At 54.0% G+C, this 16,252-nt stretch carries 14 protein-coding genes and 1 tRNA gene; 6 read left to right on the top strand and 9 right to left on the bottom strand.

Going from position 1 to position 16,252, the window contains the following annotated elements; genetic code table 11:
* Positions 1 to 582: 582 nt before the first annotated feature.
* From AC4IE8_RS03630 to rpsU, 7 genes are all read right to left on the bottom strand, one after another.
* A complete protein-coding gene (locus AC4IE8_RS03630) occupies positions 583 to 1,464 on the bottom strand; it encodes a nucleotidyl transferase AbiEii/AbiGii toxin family protein (RefSeq protein ID WP_490790350.1) in 882 nt (293 codons plus the stop codon).
* A 28-nt stretch (positions 1,465 to 1,492) separates the two neighbouring features.
* Positions 1,493 to 2,278, bottom strand: coding sequence for a type IV toxin-antitoxin system AbiEi family antitoxin domain-containing protein (locus AC4IE8_RS03625; RefSeq protein ID WP_490790349.1), 786 nt, complete (start codon positions 2,276 to 2,278; stop codon positions 1,493 to 1,495).
* A gap of 191 nt (positions 2,279 to 2,469) precedes the next feature.
* Positions 2,470 to 2,546, bottom strand: a tRNA-Ile gene (locus AC4IE8_RS03620).
* Between the two features lie 73 nt (positions 2,547 to 2,619).
* Complete coding sequence (rpoD, locus tag AC4IE8_RS03615; RefSeq protein WP_068988284.1) at positions 2,620 to 4,467, bottom strand: RNA polymerase sigma factor RpoD; 1,848 nt, start codon at positions 4,465 to 4,467, stop codon at positions 2,620 to 2,622.
* A 103-nt stretch (positions 4,468 to 4,570) separates the two neighbouring features.
* The gene (gene dnaG, locus AC4IE8_RS03610; protein WP_068988286.1) at positions 4,571 to 6,325 is read right to left on the bottom strand and encodes a DNA primase; all 1,755 of its coding nucleotides are present in this window, start codon (positions 6,323 to 6,325) and stop codon (positions 4,571 to 4,573) included.
* A gap of 78 nt (positions 6,326 to 6,403) precedes the next feature.
* Positions 6,404 to 6,847 carry a GatB/YqeY domain-containing protein gene (locus tag AC4IE8_RS03605; protein ID WP_068988288.1) on the bottom strand — a complete coding sequence of 148 codons (444 nt, stop codon included), beginning with the start codon at positions 6,845 to 6,847 and terminating at the stop codon, positions 6,404 to 6,406.
* A gap of 34 nt (positions 6,848 to 6,881) precedes the next feature.
* The gene (rpsU, locus tag AC4IE8_RS03600; protein ID WP_068988292.1) at positions 6,882 to 7,097 is read right to left on the bottom strand and encodes a 30S ribosomal protein S21; all 216 of its coding nucleotides are present in this window, start codon (positions 7,095 to 7,097) and stop codon (positions 6,882 to 6,884) included.
* Between the two features lie 119 nt (positions 7,098 to 7,216).
* On the opposite strand from rpsU, the gene tsaD reads away from it, so the two are divergent.
* Positions 7,217 to 8,260: a tRNA (adenosine(37)-N6)-threonylcarbamoyltransferase complex transferase subunit TsaD gene (gene tsaD, locus AC4IE8_RS03595; protein WP_068988294.1), complete on the top strand. Its 1,044-nt coding sequence runs from the start codon at positions 7,217 to 7,219 to the stop codon at positions 8,258 to 8,260.
* A 275-nt stretch (positions 8,261 to 8,535) separates the two neighbouring features.
* Here the strand turns inward: tsaD and epmB are convergent, their stop codons facing one another.
* Positions 8,536 to 9,576 carry an EF-P beta-lysylation protein EpmB gene (gene epmB / locus AC4IE8_RS03590; protein ID WP_083225935.1) on the bottom strand — a complete coding sequence of 347 codons (1,041 nt, stop codon included), beginning with the start codon at positions 9,574 to 9,576 and terminating at the stop codon, positions 8,536 to 8,538.
* On the opposite strand from epmB, the gene efp reads away from it, so the two are divergent.
* From efp to AC4IE8_RS03565, 5 genes are all read left to right on the top strand, one after another.
* Positions 9,575 to 10,147 carry an elongation factor P gene (efp, locus tag AC4IE8_RS03585; RefSeq protein ID WP_068988641.1) on the top strand — a complete coding sequence of 191 codons (573 nt, stop codon included), beginning with the start codon at positions 9,575 to 9,577 and terminating at the stop codon, positions 10,145 to 10,147. The two genes, epmB and efp, sit on opposite strands and share 2 nt — an antisense overlap.
* 20 nt (positions 10,148 to 10,167) lie before the next feature.
* Complete coding sequence (gene epmA / locus AC4IE8_RS03580) at positions 10,168 to 11,148, top strand: EF-P lysine aminoacylase EpmA (RefSeq protein ID WP_490790348.1); 981 nt, start codon at positions 10,168 to 10,170, stop codon at positions 11,146 to 11,148.
* A 581-nt stretch (positions 11,149 to 11,729) separates the two neighbouring features.
* Positions 11,730 to 12,647: a lipase family protein gene (locus tag AC4IE8_RS03575; RefSeq protein WP_490790347.1), complete on the top strand. Its 918-nt coding sequence runs from the start codon at positions 11,730 to 11,732 to the stop codon at positions 12,645 to 12,647.
* Between the two features lie 273 nt (positions 12,648 to 12,920).
* Positions 12,921 to 13,637 (top strand): hypothetical protein, encoded by a 717-nt coding sequence (locus AC4IE8_RS03570; RefSeq protein WP_068988303.1) that lies wholly within the window; start codon positions 12,921 to 12,923, stop codon positions 13,635 to 13,637.
* 211 nt (positions 13,638 to 13,848) lie between these two features.
* Positions 13,849 to 15,021, top strand: coding sequence for a GGDEF domain-containing protein (locus tag AC4IE8_RS03565; protein ID WP_490790346.1), 1,173 nt, complete (start codon positions 13,849 to 13,851; stop codon positions 15,019 to 15,021).
* Between the two features lie 6 nt (positions 15,022 to 15,027).
* Here AC4IE8_RS03565 and AC4IE8_RS03560 read toward each other — a convergent pair whose 3' ends face one another.
* The gene (locus AC4IE8_RS03560) at positions 15,028 to 16,197 is read right to left on the bottom strand and encodes a hypothetical protein (protein ID WP_490790345.1); all 1,170 of its coding nucleotides are present in this window, start codon (positions 16,195 to 16,197) and stop codon (positions 15,028 to 15,030) included.
* Positions 16,198 to 16,252: the final 55 nt, after the last annotated feature.

Below are 16,252 nucleotides of genomic sequence, written 5' to 3'. Positions count from 1 at the left end.
AATCGACTTAAGGAATCCATATCGATGAATCTTCAACGTGTTACCTATGTCTCCGAACACCTGTTACCCTTGACACCGGTCTATACAACGGGAGAGGGGTTGGGGAGAGGGTGTACGCGAAGCGTTTCATGAGAGTCAAAGATAAAGCCGCTTTTACCCTTCATTTATTATCATATCGATTCTTGGTGAAATGATGCGGGTCATTCTCCCCCTCTCCCCCGGCCCCTCTCCCGCAAGGGGAGAGGGGAGCTGTTCACCCCACAGCTTTGACTCGCTGACGTTTTGTGACTCTTTCCAGCTTTAATCCCCTGCTGCACGATGCTTTCCATGTCTCAACTCACAGTCTGCAAGAAAAGCTAAACACATTTCATCAGCTAACGGCATAACCTTCGAAGTTAATGGGGCCGCTGTGACATTATCTGCTTAATTCAAAATAGACCTGCGGAAGCAGCAAGATAAATGACGACTTATTCAGTAGATAAACTGAATGGGGTAGGGTGTCTTCACAGAAAGTACCTGTTGACAATGGTTGGTATTAGTTGAGTATTCTAGTGATCAAACAAAAACCAATACTTTGTTCCGTTATTCTGTCATATCATCAAAGGTTTTTCGTAACTTGCTCAGTGCTTCCTCTCTCTGCTCTGAAGTCAGGCGCTGTAAGTTCTGCAGTTTCCAGCGTACAGCTGGCAGGTCCTGTGCATGAGTATATTTCAGAAGGTCCCATTTTGGTTCTCCGCTCTTGAGAGACAGTAGAAAATGCTTGTGATGATCAGTCAATTGGTGCCTGAGGGTTTCTATCATTGTACGGCGGGAATATTCCAACTGATTTACTGTAACAGTCTGTAGAGACATGCCTTGGAACTGTTGTTCAAAGACCGGTTGCAGAGGCTGCAGTCTTGGCGCAAGTAGTTCAGCGATTGGGCGGTTGCTGCTTATCAGGTAGACAACGAACAGCTCCATCAACTCAGAGGTTATGCCATCACTTTCAAGCAGTATCATCACGTCAAACAGATCGCGGGGATGTTGTCTGTCGAGAGCGGCCACCAGTTTGCCTGCGTACAGCTCTTCCAGCGACAAAACATGGGTTTCAACGTAACCAAACTGATCGGCTACCGAATCCTTGACTGGGATTTCACTCGCATCAAGCACACTACCCCGGAGAACCGGGGAGACCTCAATCTTGATCGAGACACCGCCAGCAGTTATCTGTAACCGTTGAATGTAATTGCCTTCTCCTGGTATCGCAGTCACAGATGTATCTGCAAGCACACGTTCTACATCAGCGGCAATCCCTTTCACTCCATCTTCAATTGTAGAGAGCGCGGCCTCCCGGTTATCCAAAGGGAGATAAGTCAGATCGATATCCACAGACAGGCGCGGCAGGTCTCGAATAAACAGATTGATTGCAGTGCCACCCTTCAGGGCAAAACGAGGTTCCCGTGCCACCAGCGGTAGAACACGCATAACAAGCTCCACCTGACGGTAATAGGGGTTACTCCGGTTTAGCATGGAAGGTGTCAGGCACTGTTATTTGGTAGTGCTTGTCCAATCTGCCGCCTCGCGTGACCAGGCGTTTGCCGCGCCCCAGATCGATGGCGTCTAGGTCTATACGTTTTGTCCACGGGTATGCATAGTGGTTGGCGAGAAAAAGGAACAACCGTTTCGCCTTATTGTGAACACAAGACTCCAGCAAAGCGTTTACCACGGCTGGTCGTGCTGTGGTCAGCCCTTCAAAGAGCTCTGCGGCAAACGAAAATGAGGCAGGCGTTTCATCCACTTCACTCAAAACTTCAAGGATCGCCCGCTCCGGTGCTGATACGCGTAGTGTCCAGTCGCGTACTTTTGTCGGCAGCATCACCCAGGCCTGTTCAGGGTCCTGGGTAAAGAGACAGCGGCGATGGAATGACAACGCTACATTGAGAGAGACTTGTTCGATCCAGGTTGGAGGCCGGTCTTTACCCCATACATGGACATTGGCATCGCCGCTGAGTGAAAGGTAGTGGGCTAAACCCTGGCGATTGAGGGCGGTGACTCCACCGATATGCAGCTGTAACTGCCCCAGCTTTTGTAGCCCAAGTACTACCCCTTCCCAGGTAACTGGTTCACCGGGTCGAGCGTAAACACGACTGCCAAGCGACTTGAGCCACCCGCTTTGTACATATTTACGAACCAGCTGGGGGGTGTAACCATTGGCGGACAGCCAAGAGCTGGGGATGGCCACCCCCTCAGGAAGCAACTGCTGCAATCGGTTTAATTTTTCGTCTTTTCGTATACCCATGGTGTATTTATAGAGTAATTATTGAACCAATGATAGGTTTTGGTTCAATTAAACTAATAAAAATATACCTGTGGTTTATTTTCTTGGATTTTAACGAACGATGACAATATCAATTGCTGACTGTCCCGGTTTGGCGCGGGAATGCCAAATCAAGCTTGCCATTAAGAGGGTGAGATGTTTGTTTTTATTTTTGGTGGGCCCACTAGGACTCGAACCTAGGACCAAGGGATTATGAGTCCCCTGCTCTAACCAACTGAGCTATGGGCCCGAAAACGGCAGGATTCTAACAGATCGCATCACCGCCGGTATAGCTAGTGATGCTACCTATCTCTAATCCGGGTTTAATCGTTGTCGAGGAAGCTGCGGAGTCTGTCGGAGCGGGAAGGGTGACGCAGTTTGCGCAACGCCTTGGCTTCGATCTGACGGATACGCTCACGGGTGACGTCGAACTGTTTGCCCACTTCTTCCAGAGTGTGGTCGGTGTTCATGTCGATGCCGAAGCGCATGCGCAATACTTTCGCTTCACGGCTGGTGAGGCCGGCGAGCATGTTTTGGGTGGCTTCGCCCAATCCCTCGGCGGTGGCCGATTCGATGGGGGATACCACACCGGAATCTTCGATGAAGTCGCCAAGATGGGAGTCTTCGTCGTCGCCGATGGGGGTCTCCATGGAGATCGGCTCTTTGGCGATCTTCAGTACCTTGCGGATCTTGTCTTCCGGCATCTCCATGCGTTCCGCCAGCTCTTCCGGAGTGGCTTCCCGGCCCATCTCCTGGATCATCTGGCGCGAAATTCGGTTCAGCTTGTTGATCGTCTCGATCATGTGTACCGGGATACGGATGGTGCGGGCCTGGTCCGCGATGGAGCGGGTGATGGCCTGACGGATCCACCAGGTGGCGTAGGTCGAGAATTTGTAGCCGCGACGATATTCGAACTTGTCCACCGCCTTCATCAGGCCGATGTTGCCTTCCTGGATCAGGTCGAGGAACTGCAGACCCCGGTTGGTGTACTTTTTGGCGATCGAGATCACCAGTCGAAGGTTGGCTTCGACCATCTCTTTTTTGGCGCGGCGTGCCTTCGCTTCGCCGATCGACATCTTGCGATTGGTCTCTTTGACCTCGCCGATGCTCAGCTGGCAGTCGGCTTCGATGGTAACCAGGCGTTTCTGGGTGCGCAGAATCTCTTCTTTGTGCTCTTGCAGGGCTTCCGCGTAGGATTTGCCACTGTTCAGCTGATCTTCGATCCACGCCAGGTTGGTCTCATTGTCCGGGAAGGATGCAATGAACTCTTTCCGCGGCATGCGCGCCTTGTCCACACAGAGATGCATGATGATGCGCTCCTGATTACGGATGCGCTCGATGATGTCTCTCAGGGTGGCGACCAGCAGATTGAAGGTGGCGGGCACCAGTTTGAATTCGAGGAATGACTCGGAGACTGAATCCACCGCTTTCTGGGTTTTGGCGTTGGCCCGGCCGCTCTTTTTCAGGCAGGTGCAGAGGGCGTTGTAGCGCTTGCGCAGCTCTTTGGCCTTGGCGGCGACTTCTTCCGGATCCGGACCGGTATTCTCCGGTTCGTCATCATCAGAGTCGTCGTCATTGTTGTTTGCATTGTTGTCCCCGTTAGCGTTCTCTTTCAGGGCCTGGGGCTGAACCGGGGTAGGGATCTCATCCGGTTCGTTGGGATCGATGAAACCGCTGGTGATATCCGCCAGACGGGCTTCACCCTCTTCAACCTTCTCCAACTGGGTGCAGAGCAGGTTAACAGTGGGTGGGAAGGTGGCCAGGGCGGCAGAGACCTGGTTCAGGCCCTCTTCAATACGTTTGGCGATACGCAGCTCACCTTCGCGGGTAAGCAGTTCCACAGTACCCATCTCACGCATGTACATGCGTACCGGGTCGGTGGTGCGGCCAAATTCGCTGTCGACGCTGGCCAGGGCGGCAGCGGCGGCTTCTGCGGCATCTTCGTCGGTGGTGACGGCCGAGTCGCTCAGGGTGTTGTCTTCAAGGTCAGGAGCGGACTCATGGACAGTAATGCCCATGTCATTGATCATCCTGATGATATCCTCGATCTGTTCAGGCTCAACGATGCCTTCAGGAAGGTGATCATTAACTTCCGCGTAGGTAAGGAAGCCCTGTTCCTTGCCTTTTGCAATCAGTTGTTTCAATTGAGATTGCTGCTGTTCCTGGTTCATCTTCTACCTTGTTGTGAGACGAGGTTGGTTATGTCGAGACTGAACTCGCCATATTAGCACATTTTTATATTGTTGCACTAGTTACTCGGTGGGGCGCTCTGGGTTACGATTTGCTTTCATCCTGTTGTATCTTTCCCGGGTAACGCTGTTTTATCTCTTCAAGCTGCTGTTCAGACAATTCACTTGGAGGAATATTCCCCAATTGAGGGCGTTTCTGCTTATGAAACTGCGCATTCAATCTGTGAAGTGCATCACGAAACTCTGTGGCCTGATCCATCCCAGGCAGGTCAAATTGGTAGTTCGCCTGAGCCAGTTTGTTGAGATGGGCAAAGTAGTCTGTGTCCCGCCAGCGCTCGATCAGAGCTGCTTTACTAAGCGTAGGTTGAGTTCTAATAATTTCAAGTAGTTGCTTGAGAATAGTGATGCCTGGATTATCCCATCCCTGCCAGTCAGCGGAGACCTCATCGGCCACTTCATAGAGATGGGGATGATCGAGCAAAAGTGCAATAGCGGTGCGGATCGGGGTGGGTGCCTGAGACTTGTTCGGCGTCGGTTTTGCCGGTTTCCGTCGGGGTGTGGTTGGTAGGTCGTCCAGGTGTCCCGCTTTCAGGCCGACCAGCTCTTCCAGGCGCTCAAACATCATCTGCCGGAATACCCCTTTGGGCAGTTTCTCCAAGTGGGGTTTGGCCAGTTGGGCCAGTTTGGCGCGGCCGTCGATACTCTCCATGTGCACCTGGGATGAGAGGTGTTGCAGCAGGAACTCGGAGAGGGGTGTGGCCGTTTCGATGCGCCGCTGAAAGGCCTCGCTGCCCTCTTTACGTACCTGGGTATCCGGGTCTTCACCCTGGGGCAGAAAAAGAAACCGGACTTCCCGGCCATCCCGCATCAGTGGCAGGCTGGTGTTGAGCGCCTTCCAGGCCGCATCCCGGCCGGCCCGGTCCCCGTCAAAGCAGAAGATCACTTCCGGGCAGTTGCGGAAGATCAGCTCCAGATGTTCGTGGGTGGTGGCGGTTCCCAGGGTTGCCACGGCGTTCTGGATGTTGTGTTGCGCCAGCGCCACCACATCCATATAGCCTTCGACCACCAGCAGGTTGCTGATCTCCCGATTGGCCTGGCGGGCTTCGTAGAGGCCGTAGAGTTCCCGGCCTTTGTGAAACAGGGGGGTTTCCGGGGAGTTCAGGTACTTGGGCTTGTCGTCTCCCAGCACCCGGCCGCCAAAACCGATGGTTCTGCCGCGGGGATCCCGGATCGGAAAGATGATCCGGTCTCTGAAACGGTCGTACTGTTTGCCGTTGCTTTCGCTCAGCAGGCCGCACTTGTTGAGCTTCTCCAGGTTCGATTTGTCGCCACCTAATGTGCTGGTCAGGTTGTCCCAGCCGGGTGGGGCAAAACCGATCCCGTAGCTGGCGGCGATCTGGCCGCTCATGCCTCTCGATTTCAGGTAATCCACCGCTGTGGGGCTGTCGGTATGGTGTTTGAGCTGATGCTGATAGAAGCGGGCGGTCTTCTCCATCAGCTCATAGAGGGGTCTTAAGTCGGGGCCCTGTTCTTGTCCCCCCTCTCTGGGGACCTCAAGGCCCGCCGACTGGGCCAGCTCTTCGACCGCTTCGACAAAGCCCAGGTTGTCGTACTCCATGAGAAAGCCGATCGCCGAGCCGTGGGCGCCGCAACCGAAGCAGTGGTAGAACTGTTTACTGGGGCTGACGGTGAAGGAGGGGGTTTTTTCGTCGTGAAAAGGGCAGCAGGCCTGGAACTCCTTGCCGGCCTTCTTCAGCGGCACACGTCGGTTGATGACATCGACGATGTCAACCCGATTGAGCAGCTGATCGATAAAGTGTGTGGGGATCTTGCCTGCCATAGTTGTCAGTCGACCATTCCAGTGGAGGCCCTGACAGCAAGGATAACCGAAACTTGAGAGAACTGCCTCAGCGGGGTGTTATCCGGCCAGCTTTTGTTTGACCAGGCCGCTGACCTTGCCTATGTCTGCCCGCCCCTGCATCTGAGGTTTGAGCTTGCCCATTACCTTGCCCATATCCTGCATACCGGCCGCACCGACTTCCTGAATGGCGCTTTCGATCATGCTGGCGACTTCCTCGTCACTCAGGCCGGCAGGGAGATAGTCTTCAATGATGGCGATTTCGCTTTTTTCCTGGTCTGCCAGCTCCTGGCGACCGGCGGATTCATACTGTTCCACCGAATCCCGGCGCTGTTTGATCATCTTATCCAGGATGGCCAGAACCTGACTGTCGTCAAGTTCTGCCCGTTCGTCGACCTCACGTTGTTTGATTGCCGCAGTGATCAGCCTCAAGGTGCCTAAACGGTCCTTGTCCTTGGCTTTCATAGCCGTCTTGACATCATCTTGGATGCGCTGTTTCAACATGGAGGAGTCCGTGAGGGTCTGACTGGATCAGCGATCAGTACTGACGCTCGAACCGACGGCTCTCGCGAGAGACCTTTTTCAGGTTGCGCTTTACAGCGGCAGCGGCTTTGCGCTTGCGTTCCCAGGTAGGCTTTTCATAGAACTCACGGCGACGGACTTCGGCAAGAATACCGGCCTTTTCGCAGGAGCGCTTGAAACGGCGCATGGCAACTTCAAATGGTTCGTTCTCTTTAACGTGTACGTTTGGCATCTATGCTGTATCCTCGCTACTTTTAGCTTCGCCGACAATCGAAAGGCGGGAATTCTACTCATTGCCACCCCAGTTTGCAAAGGTGTGGCGTAAATAAATCGGTTTAAATCCACATCACTATGCGAATTTTAGGTATTGAGACCTCCTGTGACGAGACCGGGGTTGCGATATATGACCATGATCAGGGGTTACTGGCGGAAGCTCTGCACAGTCAGATTGCTATTCATCAAGAGTATGGTGGGGTGGTGCCGGAGCTGGCTTCCAGGGACCATGTGCGGAAGCTGTTACCGCTGATCCGTCAGCTGTTCGCGGATGCAAATATTGGCCCGGAGAGTCTCGGCGGGGTGGCCTATACCACCGGGCCCGGTCTGGTCGGGGCGCTGATGGTCGGTGCTTCGGTGGGGCGAAGTCTGGCCTGGTCATGGGGGGTTCCGGCGATTGGTGTGCACCATATGGAGGGGCATCTGCTGGCGCCGATGCTGGAAGCTGAGCCTCCCGAGTTTCCCTTCATCGCCATGCTGGTTTCCGGAGGACACACCCAGCTGGTGGAGGTTCAGGGCGTCGGTCACTACCGGCTGATGGGGGATTCCCTGGATGATGCGGCCGGTGAGGCCTTCGATAAAACCGCTAAACTGCTGGATCTGCCCTATCCGGGTGGACCGGAGCTCTCCAAACTGGCGACCCGGGGGAATCCTGAGCGCTACCGGTTTCCCCGCCCGATGACCGACCGTCCCGGCCTCGATTTCAGTTTCAGCGGCTTGAAGACGTTTGCCCTGAACACCCTGCAGGATGCCGCCAAAGCGGAGGGTGAGCCGATTCCACCGCAGACCCGGGCCGATATCGCCCGCGCCTTCGAAGAGGCGGTGGTGGACACTTTGATGATCAAGTGTCGGCGTGCGGTCCGCGAGACCGGCATCAAGCGCCTGATCATGGCGGGTGGTGTCAGCGCCAATCAACGCTTACGGGAACGGATTGGTGAGATGATGGCCAAGGAGGGTGGGGCGGCCTACTATCCTCGGTTGAAGTTCTGCACCGACAATGGGGCGATGATCGCCTATGCCGGGTGCCAGCGGCTGATGGCCGGTGAGCACGACGGATTGAGCTTTTCTGTTACGCCTCGTTGGCCGATGGAGGAGCTTAATGGGTTGTCGCAGGCCGGATAGCCGCAAGGCGGAACATGGCGTGTGTGATCAAGGTTCTCCCGTTATTTCTCAATCGATTCAGAAGTGACCTTAAAAGCCCCTCTCCCTTGATGGGAGAGGGGTTGGGGAGAGGGTGAAGCTCAGGTGATTGATGGAGCTGTCGGGTACTCCCCCTCTCCCCCGGCCCCTCTCCCGCGAGGGGAGAGGGGAGCTACTCTCCCTCCTGATTGGTAGTCTGATGATTTGTGCGTTCTTTTCTCAAATCTTTATCAGAATAAGTCAGCAGTGAATTGGGATTAAACCGGGGTTTTTGAAGCCTCCCCGGCTATCTCCCGGACCATCCTGGGCACCAGGTAGCCTGGCAGCTGGTGCAACAGCTGCGCCTTAAGGGGTTCGATCCGATCAGGCTCGACCTCGAAGTGACCCGCCCCGGAGACCCGGTCGAGCAGATGCAGGTAGTAGGGCAGGACACCGATCTCAAACAGTCCTTCACTGAGCCTGATCAGGGTCTCTGCGTCGTCATTCACCCCCTTCAGCAGCACCGACTGGTTGAGCAGGGTGATCCCGGCGGCACGCATTTTTTCACACGCCTCTGCCAGCGCTGGTGAAAGCTCATTGGGGTGGTTGGCATGCAGCACCATGACGCTCTGCAGTCGGTTGCTGCTCAGCAACTCGAGCAGCCCCGGGGTAATGCGTTGCGGCAGCACGACCGGCAGGCGACTGTGCAGTCGCAAACGCTTGAGTTGTGGTAATGCTTGCAGTTCTGCCAGCATCTTTTCCAACCGCTGGTCATGGATCATCAGTGGATCGCCACCACTGAGAATCACCTCCCGGATCGAAGCTTGACGGCGGATGGTGTCGAGGATGCTCTGCCACTGCCCCGGGGTCGCGGTGCCATTCTGATAGGGATAGTGGCGCCGGAAACAGTAGCGACAGTGCACCCCACAGGCGCCGGTGGTGAGGATCAGTACCCGGCCCTGGTATTTGTGTAACAGCCCTGGTTGCTGCTTCGCCTGCAGGTCACCGACTGGATCGTCGATGAACCCAGGCGCGTCGACCATCTCGTCACGACAGGGCAGTATCTGGCGCAGTAGCGGATCGAGCGGATCCCCTTTGGTCATCAGATCGGCGTAGTGTCGCGGCACCTTGAGGCTGAATTGATGCTGTGCGAGTTGGCGGTCGGCCAGGTTCTCCGGCTTGAGCTGCAGATAGCTGAGCAGGCTCTGCGGATCATTGAATGCCTCCGCCAGGGCCGTTTGCCAGGCGGGTAACTGCACACCGGCGCCCGTCTCAGGTATGATGTGCGCCGCAATTAAAATGTTTCGTGAGGATGACATGGCTAGCTATAGCACCAATGAGTTTAAGGGTGGTCTGAAAATCATGCTGGATGGCGACCCCTGCTCTATTATTGAAAACGAATTCGTCAAGCCTGGCAAAGGGCAGGCTTTCAACCGGGTCAAGATTCGCAATCTGAAAACTGGCCGGGTTCTGGAAAAGACCTTCAAATCGGGTGAATCCGTGGAAGGCGCCGATGTGCATGAGACCGACATGCAATATCTCTATAACGATGGCGAGTTCTGGTACTTCATGGATCCGGAGAGCTTCGAGCAGGTGAGTGCGGACAGTGCTGCGGTGAGCGAAAGCTCCAAATGGCTGAAGGAGCAGGATCTCTGCATGGTGACCTTGTGGAATGGCACACCGATCATTGTCGAGCCACCGAAGTTCGTGGTGTTGAGTGTTTCAGACACCGATCCTGGTTTGAAAGGCGATACCTCTGGCAGTGGCGGCAAGCCGGCCACCCTGGAGACCGGTGCTGTGGTTCGGGTGCCGCTGTTTGTGCAGATTGGTGAGTCGATCAAGGTGGATACCCGCTCCGGTGAGTATGTCTCCCGAGCCAAGGATGATTAGGTCGATCTGATTTTCCTGCCATGAACCATTTGGATCAATGGCGACCCTCGGCCTCCCTTGGCATGATGCGTCGCCGGGCAAGAGTGCTGCGGGAGATTCGAGAGTTTTTCTGGCAGGCTGGGGTGCTCGAAGTCGAGACCCCGGTCTGTTCCCGTTTCGCCACCACCGATCCGGCCATCGACAGTTTCAAGACCCGATTCACCGGCCCGCAAGCTGCACAAGGTCTTCCCCTCTACCTGCAAACATCCCCTGAGTTTCCGATGAAGCGTCTGCTGTGCGCCGACAGTGGGCCGGTCTATCAGATCTGTAAAGTCTTCCGCGAAGGGGAATTGGGGAATCGACACAATCCTGAATTCACGCTGCTGGAGTGGTATCGCCCCGGTTTTGACCATCACAAATTGATCGATGAGGTGGCTGAGCTGGTCAACCTTCTCAGTGATGAAGTGCTTCCTGTGGAGAGGTTGAGCTATGCAGAAGCCTTCCAGCGAAGCCTGAAAGTGGATCCTCACAACGCCACCATCGAACAGTTGAGAGCGGCGGCCATCGATCATCGTCTGCCCGGTATCGAGGCGCTGATATTGGACCGGGATGGCTGGCTCAATCTGTTGCTGAGTCATCTGATCGAACCTGGCCTGGGTCAGCAGAAGATGACCTTTCTCTATGACTATCCGGCCAGTCAGGCGGCGTTGGCAAAAGTCAGTGGCGATTCACCTGCAGTGGCTGAACGCTTTGAGCTCTATATCTCGGGGATTGAGATTGCCAATGGTTTTCATGAGTTGGATGATTCTGCAGAGCAGCAGCGTCGCTTCGAAAAGGATAATAGCCAACGACATCAAGAGGGTCGGCCGAGTGTCCCGATGGATGAGTGGTTGCTGCAGGCGCTTGCGCAAGGTCTGCCCCCCTGTGCCGGTGTTGCACTGGGTATCGATCGATTGATGATGGTGTTGACGGGAAGCGACAATATACGGGATGTGATCAGTTTCAATCTTGATCGGGCCTGAGTGCAATCGGCCAGACTTCGGGCAAGTTGATGGGTTGCTTCTCATTCAGCCCTCCGGTAAATAAAAACCGTTAGAATTTCAGTATGGTGCGCCTTTTTATCGGTTGCAGAGTGAACTCTACTCAAAGAAACGGATGGGCTGCCGTTTAATATCCTGGTCGCTCTATACCGGATTGCCCGCTTTGTTTGTGCAATCTAGGTTTACGCAACTTCTGACTTCATTCACTTATAATGCATCACGGCGAATGGCGGATCGATCGATTCATCAGAGGCTCTGCGTTTCTTAGGGCCTGTTAACACGAATCCAATACGCCCTGCTGGGTCTGTTTTGTGCCCAGCAAGGCAGAATGAGCGTCGTGTAGTTATTCTACATGAGCGAATGATAACGCCGCTGGGCGCAAATCAGCCCCAGCCATCTGGGTTGCGCCTGACAAAGCGCCACTCGGAGTTGCTCGTCACTCATTTGGAGTAACCAAACTACGCTCCTCGCGCCTTGATGGGTGCTTTTTCAGGCGCAACAGGACGTATTGGATTCGTGTTAACAGGCCCGAATTCGTAACAGTCACAGTGCAAGGTAATGCAATGGCTTCTGAAAATGACATCCGTAAGTTGAATGTTGAACGTATTGAGCTTCTGATTGAATGCAGTATCCAGGCCTATAACGCCCTTTCGGAAACTCAGCTCGCCCAGTGTGCGGTGGACAAGGTGGCCGCGCCAGCGGGCTTTGAGCTGATCGATTCCTGGAGTGGTGTGGATTCCCTGTTCGGGCGGGAGAAGACGGTTGAAACCTATGGTGTGGTGTTTCGTACCAGATCCGCCCCCTGGCAATATGTGTTTGCCTTTCGTGGTACAGACAGCACACTCGACATGCTCGATGACTGCGGGGTGGAGCCACAAGCTTTTGTCCCCTTTGAGTCGAATGCGGCTGTGCCGGATCCGGTTCGGGTTGAGTCGGGATTCAACGATATTTACAGAAGCCGGAATGGATCTGTAGTTTCAATGCAGGCTCAGCTGTTTGCCTTGATCGACAAGTATCGGCACTCATCCAGACCGCTCAGTGAGATCTATATAACGGGGCACAGTCTGGGTGGAGCACTCTGTCAGCTGTTCACGCTCGACCTGGCCATCTCCAGTCCTGACATCCGCGCAGAGAACATCAATTTTGCCTCGCCCAGGGTGGGCAACAAGGCGTTTGTCGATTTCTATGGTGAACAGACTCGCCATCCAACCCTGCGAGTGGTGAATGTGCATGATGCAGTTCCCCATCTACCACCGTCCAAGCTGGGTTTCAGGCACCATCCTTCAGCCTATCTGGTCGCTTTTCACGCCACCGACATCCTCGGCAAAATGGATCTCAAGGTAGCTCACTCAAGTGACAACTACCAGGCGGTGATCTGTTGTGCCAGCAGCAGCGGTATCGGTATCTGCAACAACAAGCAGTTACAGGTTGCTGAGAATCTCACGATCTGTTCTGAGCTGCCGGAACTTGAGGATCACTGAGCCATACAGGCTCGGTTTGATTTCTCATGCTATGGGTTGGCTGAGCCAAACCCGGTTCGGGTCCCGGCCTACAGCAGACTCCGGTTGAATACGACATACTTGGCTGCCGGTTCAGTAATTATTACCCCGTGTCGGGATGCTGAAGGCAATAATTAATCAAATCCTTCCTAAACTATCAGAGAGCATGGCCGCAAAGCTGACATGGCCTGAGGCTTGGTGTGCCCGATAGATGTGATTCACCACCGCCGATGATGCAATCCAAAGGAGCTTGATATGGTGATAATGAAAGATGTGTTGGAAGCAGCGGAAGAGGTTGCGGTTAAGTTGCATAAACAACCGGAAAGTTATGATCCGGCAACACTCAAAACGCTGGATGAATTGGGTACCGCGATTACCTGCGGGTCTGTTTTACTCTGCAGCGGAACGGCTGCTGAAAGCCGTTTGATTGAAGAGGTGGACCATACCGATTTCAGCCATTCGGCAATGATTGTCCGCTTTCATGATGATCCCCAGCTCTACCTGTGGACGGCCGATACAGTGGATAAGATGGATGATCAGATCGATAAGGAGTCAAATCCGGACCATCCCGGTACCCACCTGCTGGTGCTCAGAGACTATCTGGCCAATCTGGACAAATATTATCCATCCCCTGACGGCTCCAAATACCGTTTTGCCTTTGCCGGGTTGCAGGGTGTGGAGATTGATGAAAAACAGCTGTGGTCGGTGATGTATGAGTATGACGGTACCCCGTTTCCGCCGACCAAACAGGAGTTTCTGCATTGGATAGAGGGTCAGGTGGATATCGATAGCGGCATGCTGAACTCATTCTGTGCCCAGATGGTGGCCAATACCTATCAGAAAATGGGCTGGCTCAAAACCGAACACCCACCCAATCACTATAATCCCGGCTCGTTTGCCAAAACCGTTTCAATCAATCGGGAACTGACCGGGGGGATAACGCTTGATCGACCGGTCTATTTCAAACTTTGATGGATGACAGGAGTGGATGGTTTGCACTTGGATTAGAGGAGCACCACCCGGCCCGCACTCTTTAAGTGCTTCTGTTTATAGCCTTAAGGGTTGGTTTTAAGTTCTGTTAAAGTGGGTGCTTTTCAACTAAGATGCGATCAAGCGAGGGATGCGCTTTAGTTGTTGAATTGCATTTTATTTCTAGTCGAGAGCAAACCTGATCTGACCTCGCATGACACTCGATATTCCATCCATCTATTTCGTCAGCATCGTCACCAATCTGTCGATGACACTCGCGGTGATGATCGTTGCGCTGCGCCAATCCATACCCGGATTGAAGCTGCTGGCCTGGGGGTTGGTAACCAATAGCGGCTACTATCTGGTGCTGGGCGCGAAAGGGGTGCTTCCCGATCTGCTGGCGATTGGCTTCGGCAATATGCTGGGGGCGCTGACCCTGACCCTGGTATTGAAAGCGGTGCTCAGCAGTCGGCGGGCGCAGATGGAGCCGGCACTCTACATCACGCCGGTTGCTTTGATGCTGGTCGTCAGCCTGATACTGATTGATGACAGGCACTCAAGGCTGATCATTGCTTCGTTCATTATCAGTTATCAGATCGCGCTGATTCTTTGGGCGCTGGTGAGGCCGGGCAATACCTTTGTCGGGCGGGGCCGGATGATCATGTCTCTCGCCTGTGTCGTTGGTATGGTGACCATGGCCTATCGGGGGATGTCTTTCCTGCTGGGCTGGCATGAGGTTACGCCCTTTCAATCCAGGGATGTTTTGACAACCCTGTTCTACATGATCAACTATCTGGGGATGTTCTTTCTTGCCTTCGGCTTTGTTCTGACAACCGTGGAGCAGGGTGCCGAACAGAATCGCAGAATGGCGCTGATCGATCCACTCACTGGGATGTTCAATCGCCGTGCCTTGTTTGAGTCGATGGACAAGCTGTTTACCAAAGCTGAAGCGGAAGCTCAGCCGTTGAGTCTGATGATCATGGATGTCGACCTGTTCAAACAGGTTAATGATCGTTATGGACACCAGGCTGGTGATCTTGTCTTGAAGCGGGTTGCGAATACCATCAAGGGACGCCTGCGCCAGGAGGACATCGTCGGTCGCATAGGTGGTGAGGAGTTTCTCGCTGTGTTGCCCGATACGCCGCCCGAGGGTGCGATACGGCTGGCAGAAGAGTTGCGACAGACCTTGGCGGCAGAGTCAGTGGTGTTCAAAGAGCAGACGATTCAGGTAACCATCAGTGTCGGGCTCTACAGTTCGGTCAGTCTGGCATCCTCCCAGACCCCGGATTCAGTCATTGCCTCGGCGGACAAGGCCCTCTACCGGGCCAAAACCAACGGGCGCAATCGGGTTGAGGTGAACAAGGTGATGGCGGCGGTTTCTGCCTGATCCCATCTACACCCCCATCTTGAAGTGAATGCTCCCGCCCCGCTCTATGTAGTTATGCTGGGGATGGTTGTATTGCTGATCCTCTCTTGTGGTGTGGTAGAAGGATAGGTCGGCGGTGATATTCCTGACGACCGGCATGGAGAGCGAAATGGTCCATTTGTCTTCATCCCGTTTGTTGTTATAAGGGCCGAAACCGCCAAGAATGGCCGCGTACAGAGGGTCGGCTATGCGTGCATTGGCCTTGTGGTTGGATTTGACGTTCTCAACGGTCAGACTCCAATCCTCCCAGCTGAATCCGATACTCAGCCGATTGCTCTCTTTCGTTTCGGTCAGGTTTTCGGTCGCTGGAAGATAGGGGCGATGACCTTCGCCATCGTGTCGTACAAAAGTCAGTTCGATATCAATGCCCTTTAGTCGCCCTGCCAGCTCGATCCCTTTCAGGAGATCGTCACCCTCCAACGGATTGAATGAACCCCGATAGGATCCACCGCCAAAGATCGGCGCGATTAATGTCAATCCATCAGATTCCGGCGTCAACAAAATGCCCAGAGCGACATCGGTATGATCGAACTCAAAGCTGTTGGCGGGAAAGACCGGGGTGGTATAGACATTATCCTTGTTGCCGCTGAGATGTTTACCGTGGAGATATAAATGTCGGTATTTAACGGTCGCTTCTGTGGTGTTTTCAGCAAAATCGATCAGACTGTCGTAGTCGATAAAAGAGGACTGATTCTGAAGTGTGTAGTCGTGGACCGCCCGTTGCCAGGATAGATCGACATCAATATGATTGCTGTCGTAGGCAATCAGAGCGCCAATGCCTTCAATACTGATATGTTTTCCGCCAGGTTCGTCATCTGTTTTTCCAAGATAGTCACGCAAACCGATGCCTGCTTTGAAGCTTCCTCCAAAACCTTGCCATTTTGCGCCGTAACGGCATTCCAGGTCATGGGCTGAGAAATCTTTCCACTCCGCGTTGCGGACATCGGAGATTCCGATGATGTTGTTGAATGAATCGATTCGGGTTTCGCCTCGTAGCAGTCCCGGTTTGCAGTGGAACAGTCCTGCCGGGGTGATCAGTGAGGCGGAAGCGCCCAATGTATTGAGCTCGTAATCGATATCCTGTCGGCTATTGGCGAATACTCCAATGGTTGAGCTTTCAGTGGCTTGAACATCCATTGTCACAAACAGCGTGAATAACACAATATATCTGGATTTGTTCAATGACATGATT

Source organism: Candidatus Thiodiazotropha sp. AKAK2 (assembly GCF_058244685.1).
This window is presented reverse-complemented; position numbering and strand designations above follow the sequence as displayed.

Bases quoted from the DNA above. Each gene is read 5' to 3' on its own strand.
- rpsU (WP_068988292.1), bottom strand. From the start codon at position 7,097: ATGCCAAACGTACACGTTAAAGAGAACGAACCATTTGAAGTTGCCATG.
- AC4IE8_RS03570 (WP_068988303.1), top strand. From the start codon at position 12,921: ATGGTGATAATGAAAGATGTGTTGGAAGCAGCGGAAGAGGTTGCGGTT.
- efp (WP_068988641.1), top strand. From the start codon at position 9,575: ATGGCTAGCTATAGCACCAATGAGTTTAAGGGTGGTCTGAAAATCATG.
- AC4IE8_RS03630 (WP_490790350.1), bottom strand. From the start codon at position 1,464: ATGCGTGTTCTACCGCTGGTGGCACGGGAACCTCGTTTTGCCCTGAAG.
- AC4IE8_RS03625 (WP_490790349.1), bottom strand. From the start codon at position 2,278: ATGGGTATACGAAAAGACGAAAAATTAAACCGATTGCAGCAGTTGCTT.
- rpoD (WP_068988284.1), bottom strand. From the start codon at position 4,467: ATGAACCAGGAACAGCAGCAATCTCAATTGAAACAACTGATTGCAAAA.
- epmA (WP_490790348.1), top strand. From the start codon at position 10,168: ATGAACCATTTGGATCAATGGCGACCCTCGGCCTCCCTTGGCATGATG.
- AC4IE8_RS03560 (WP_490790345.1), bottom strand. From the start codon at position 16,197: ATGGATGTTCAAGCCACTGAAAGCTCAACCATTGGAGTATTCGCCAAT.
- tsaD (WP_068988294.1), top strand. From the start codon at position 7,217: ATGCGAATTTTAGGTATTGAGACCTCCTGTGACGAGACCGGGGTTGCG.
- AC4IE8_RS03575 (WP_490790347.1), top strand. From the start codon at position 11,730: ATGGCTTCTGAAAATGACATCCGTAAGTTGAATGTTGAACGTATTGAG.
- AC4IE8_RS03605 (WP_068988288.1), bottom strand. From the start codon at position 6,847: ATGTTGAAACAGCGCATCCAAGATGATGTCAAGACGGCTATGAAAGCC.
- epmB (WP_083225935.1), bottom strand. From the start codon at position 9,576: ATGTCATCCTCACGAAACATTTTAATTGCGGCGCACATCATACCTGAG.
- AC4IE8_RS03565 (WP_490790346.1), top strand. From the start codon at position 13,849: ATGACACTCGATATTCCATCCATCTATTTCGTCAGCATCGTCACCAAT.
- dnaG (WP_068988286.1), bottom strand. From the start codon at position 6,325: ATGGCAGGCAAGATCCCCACACACTTTATCGATCAGCTGCTCAATCGG.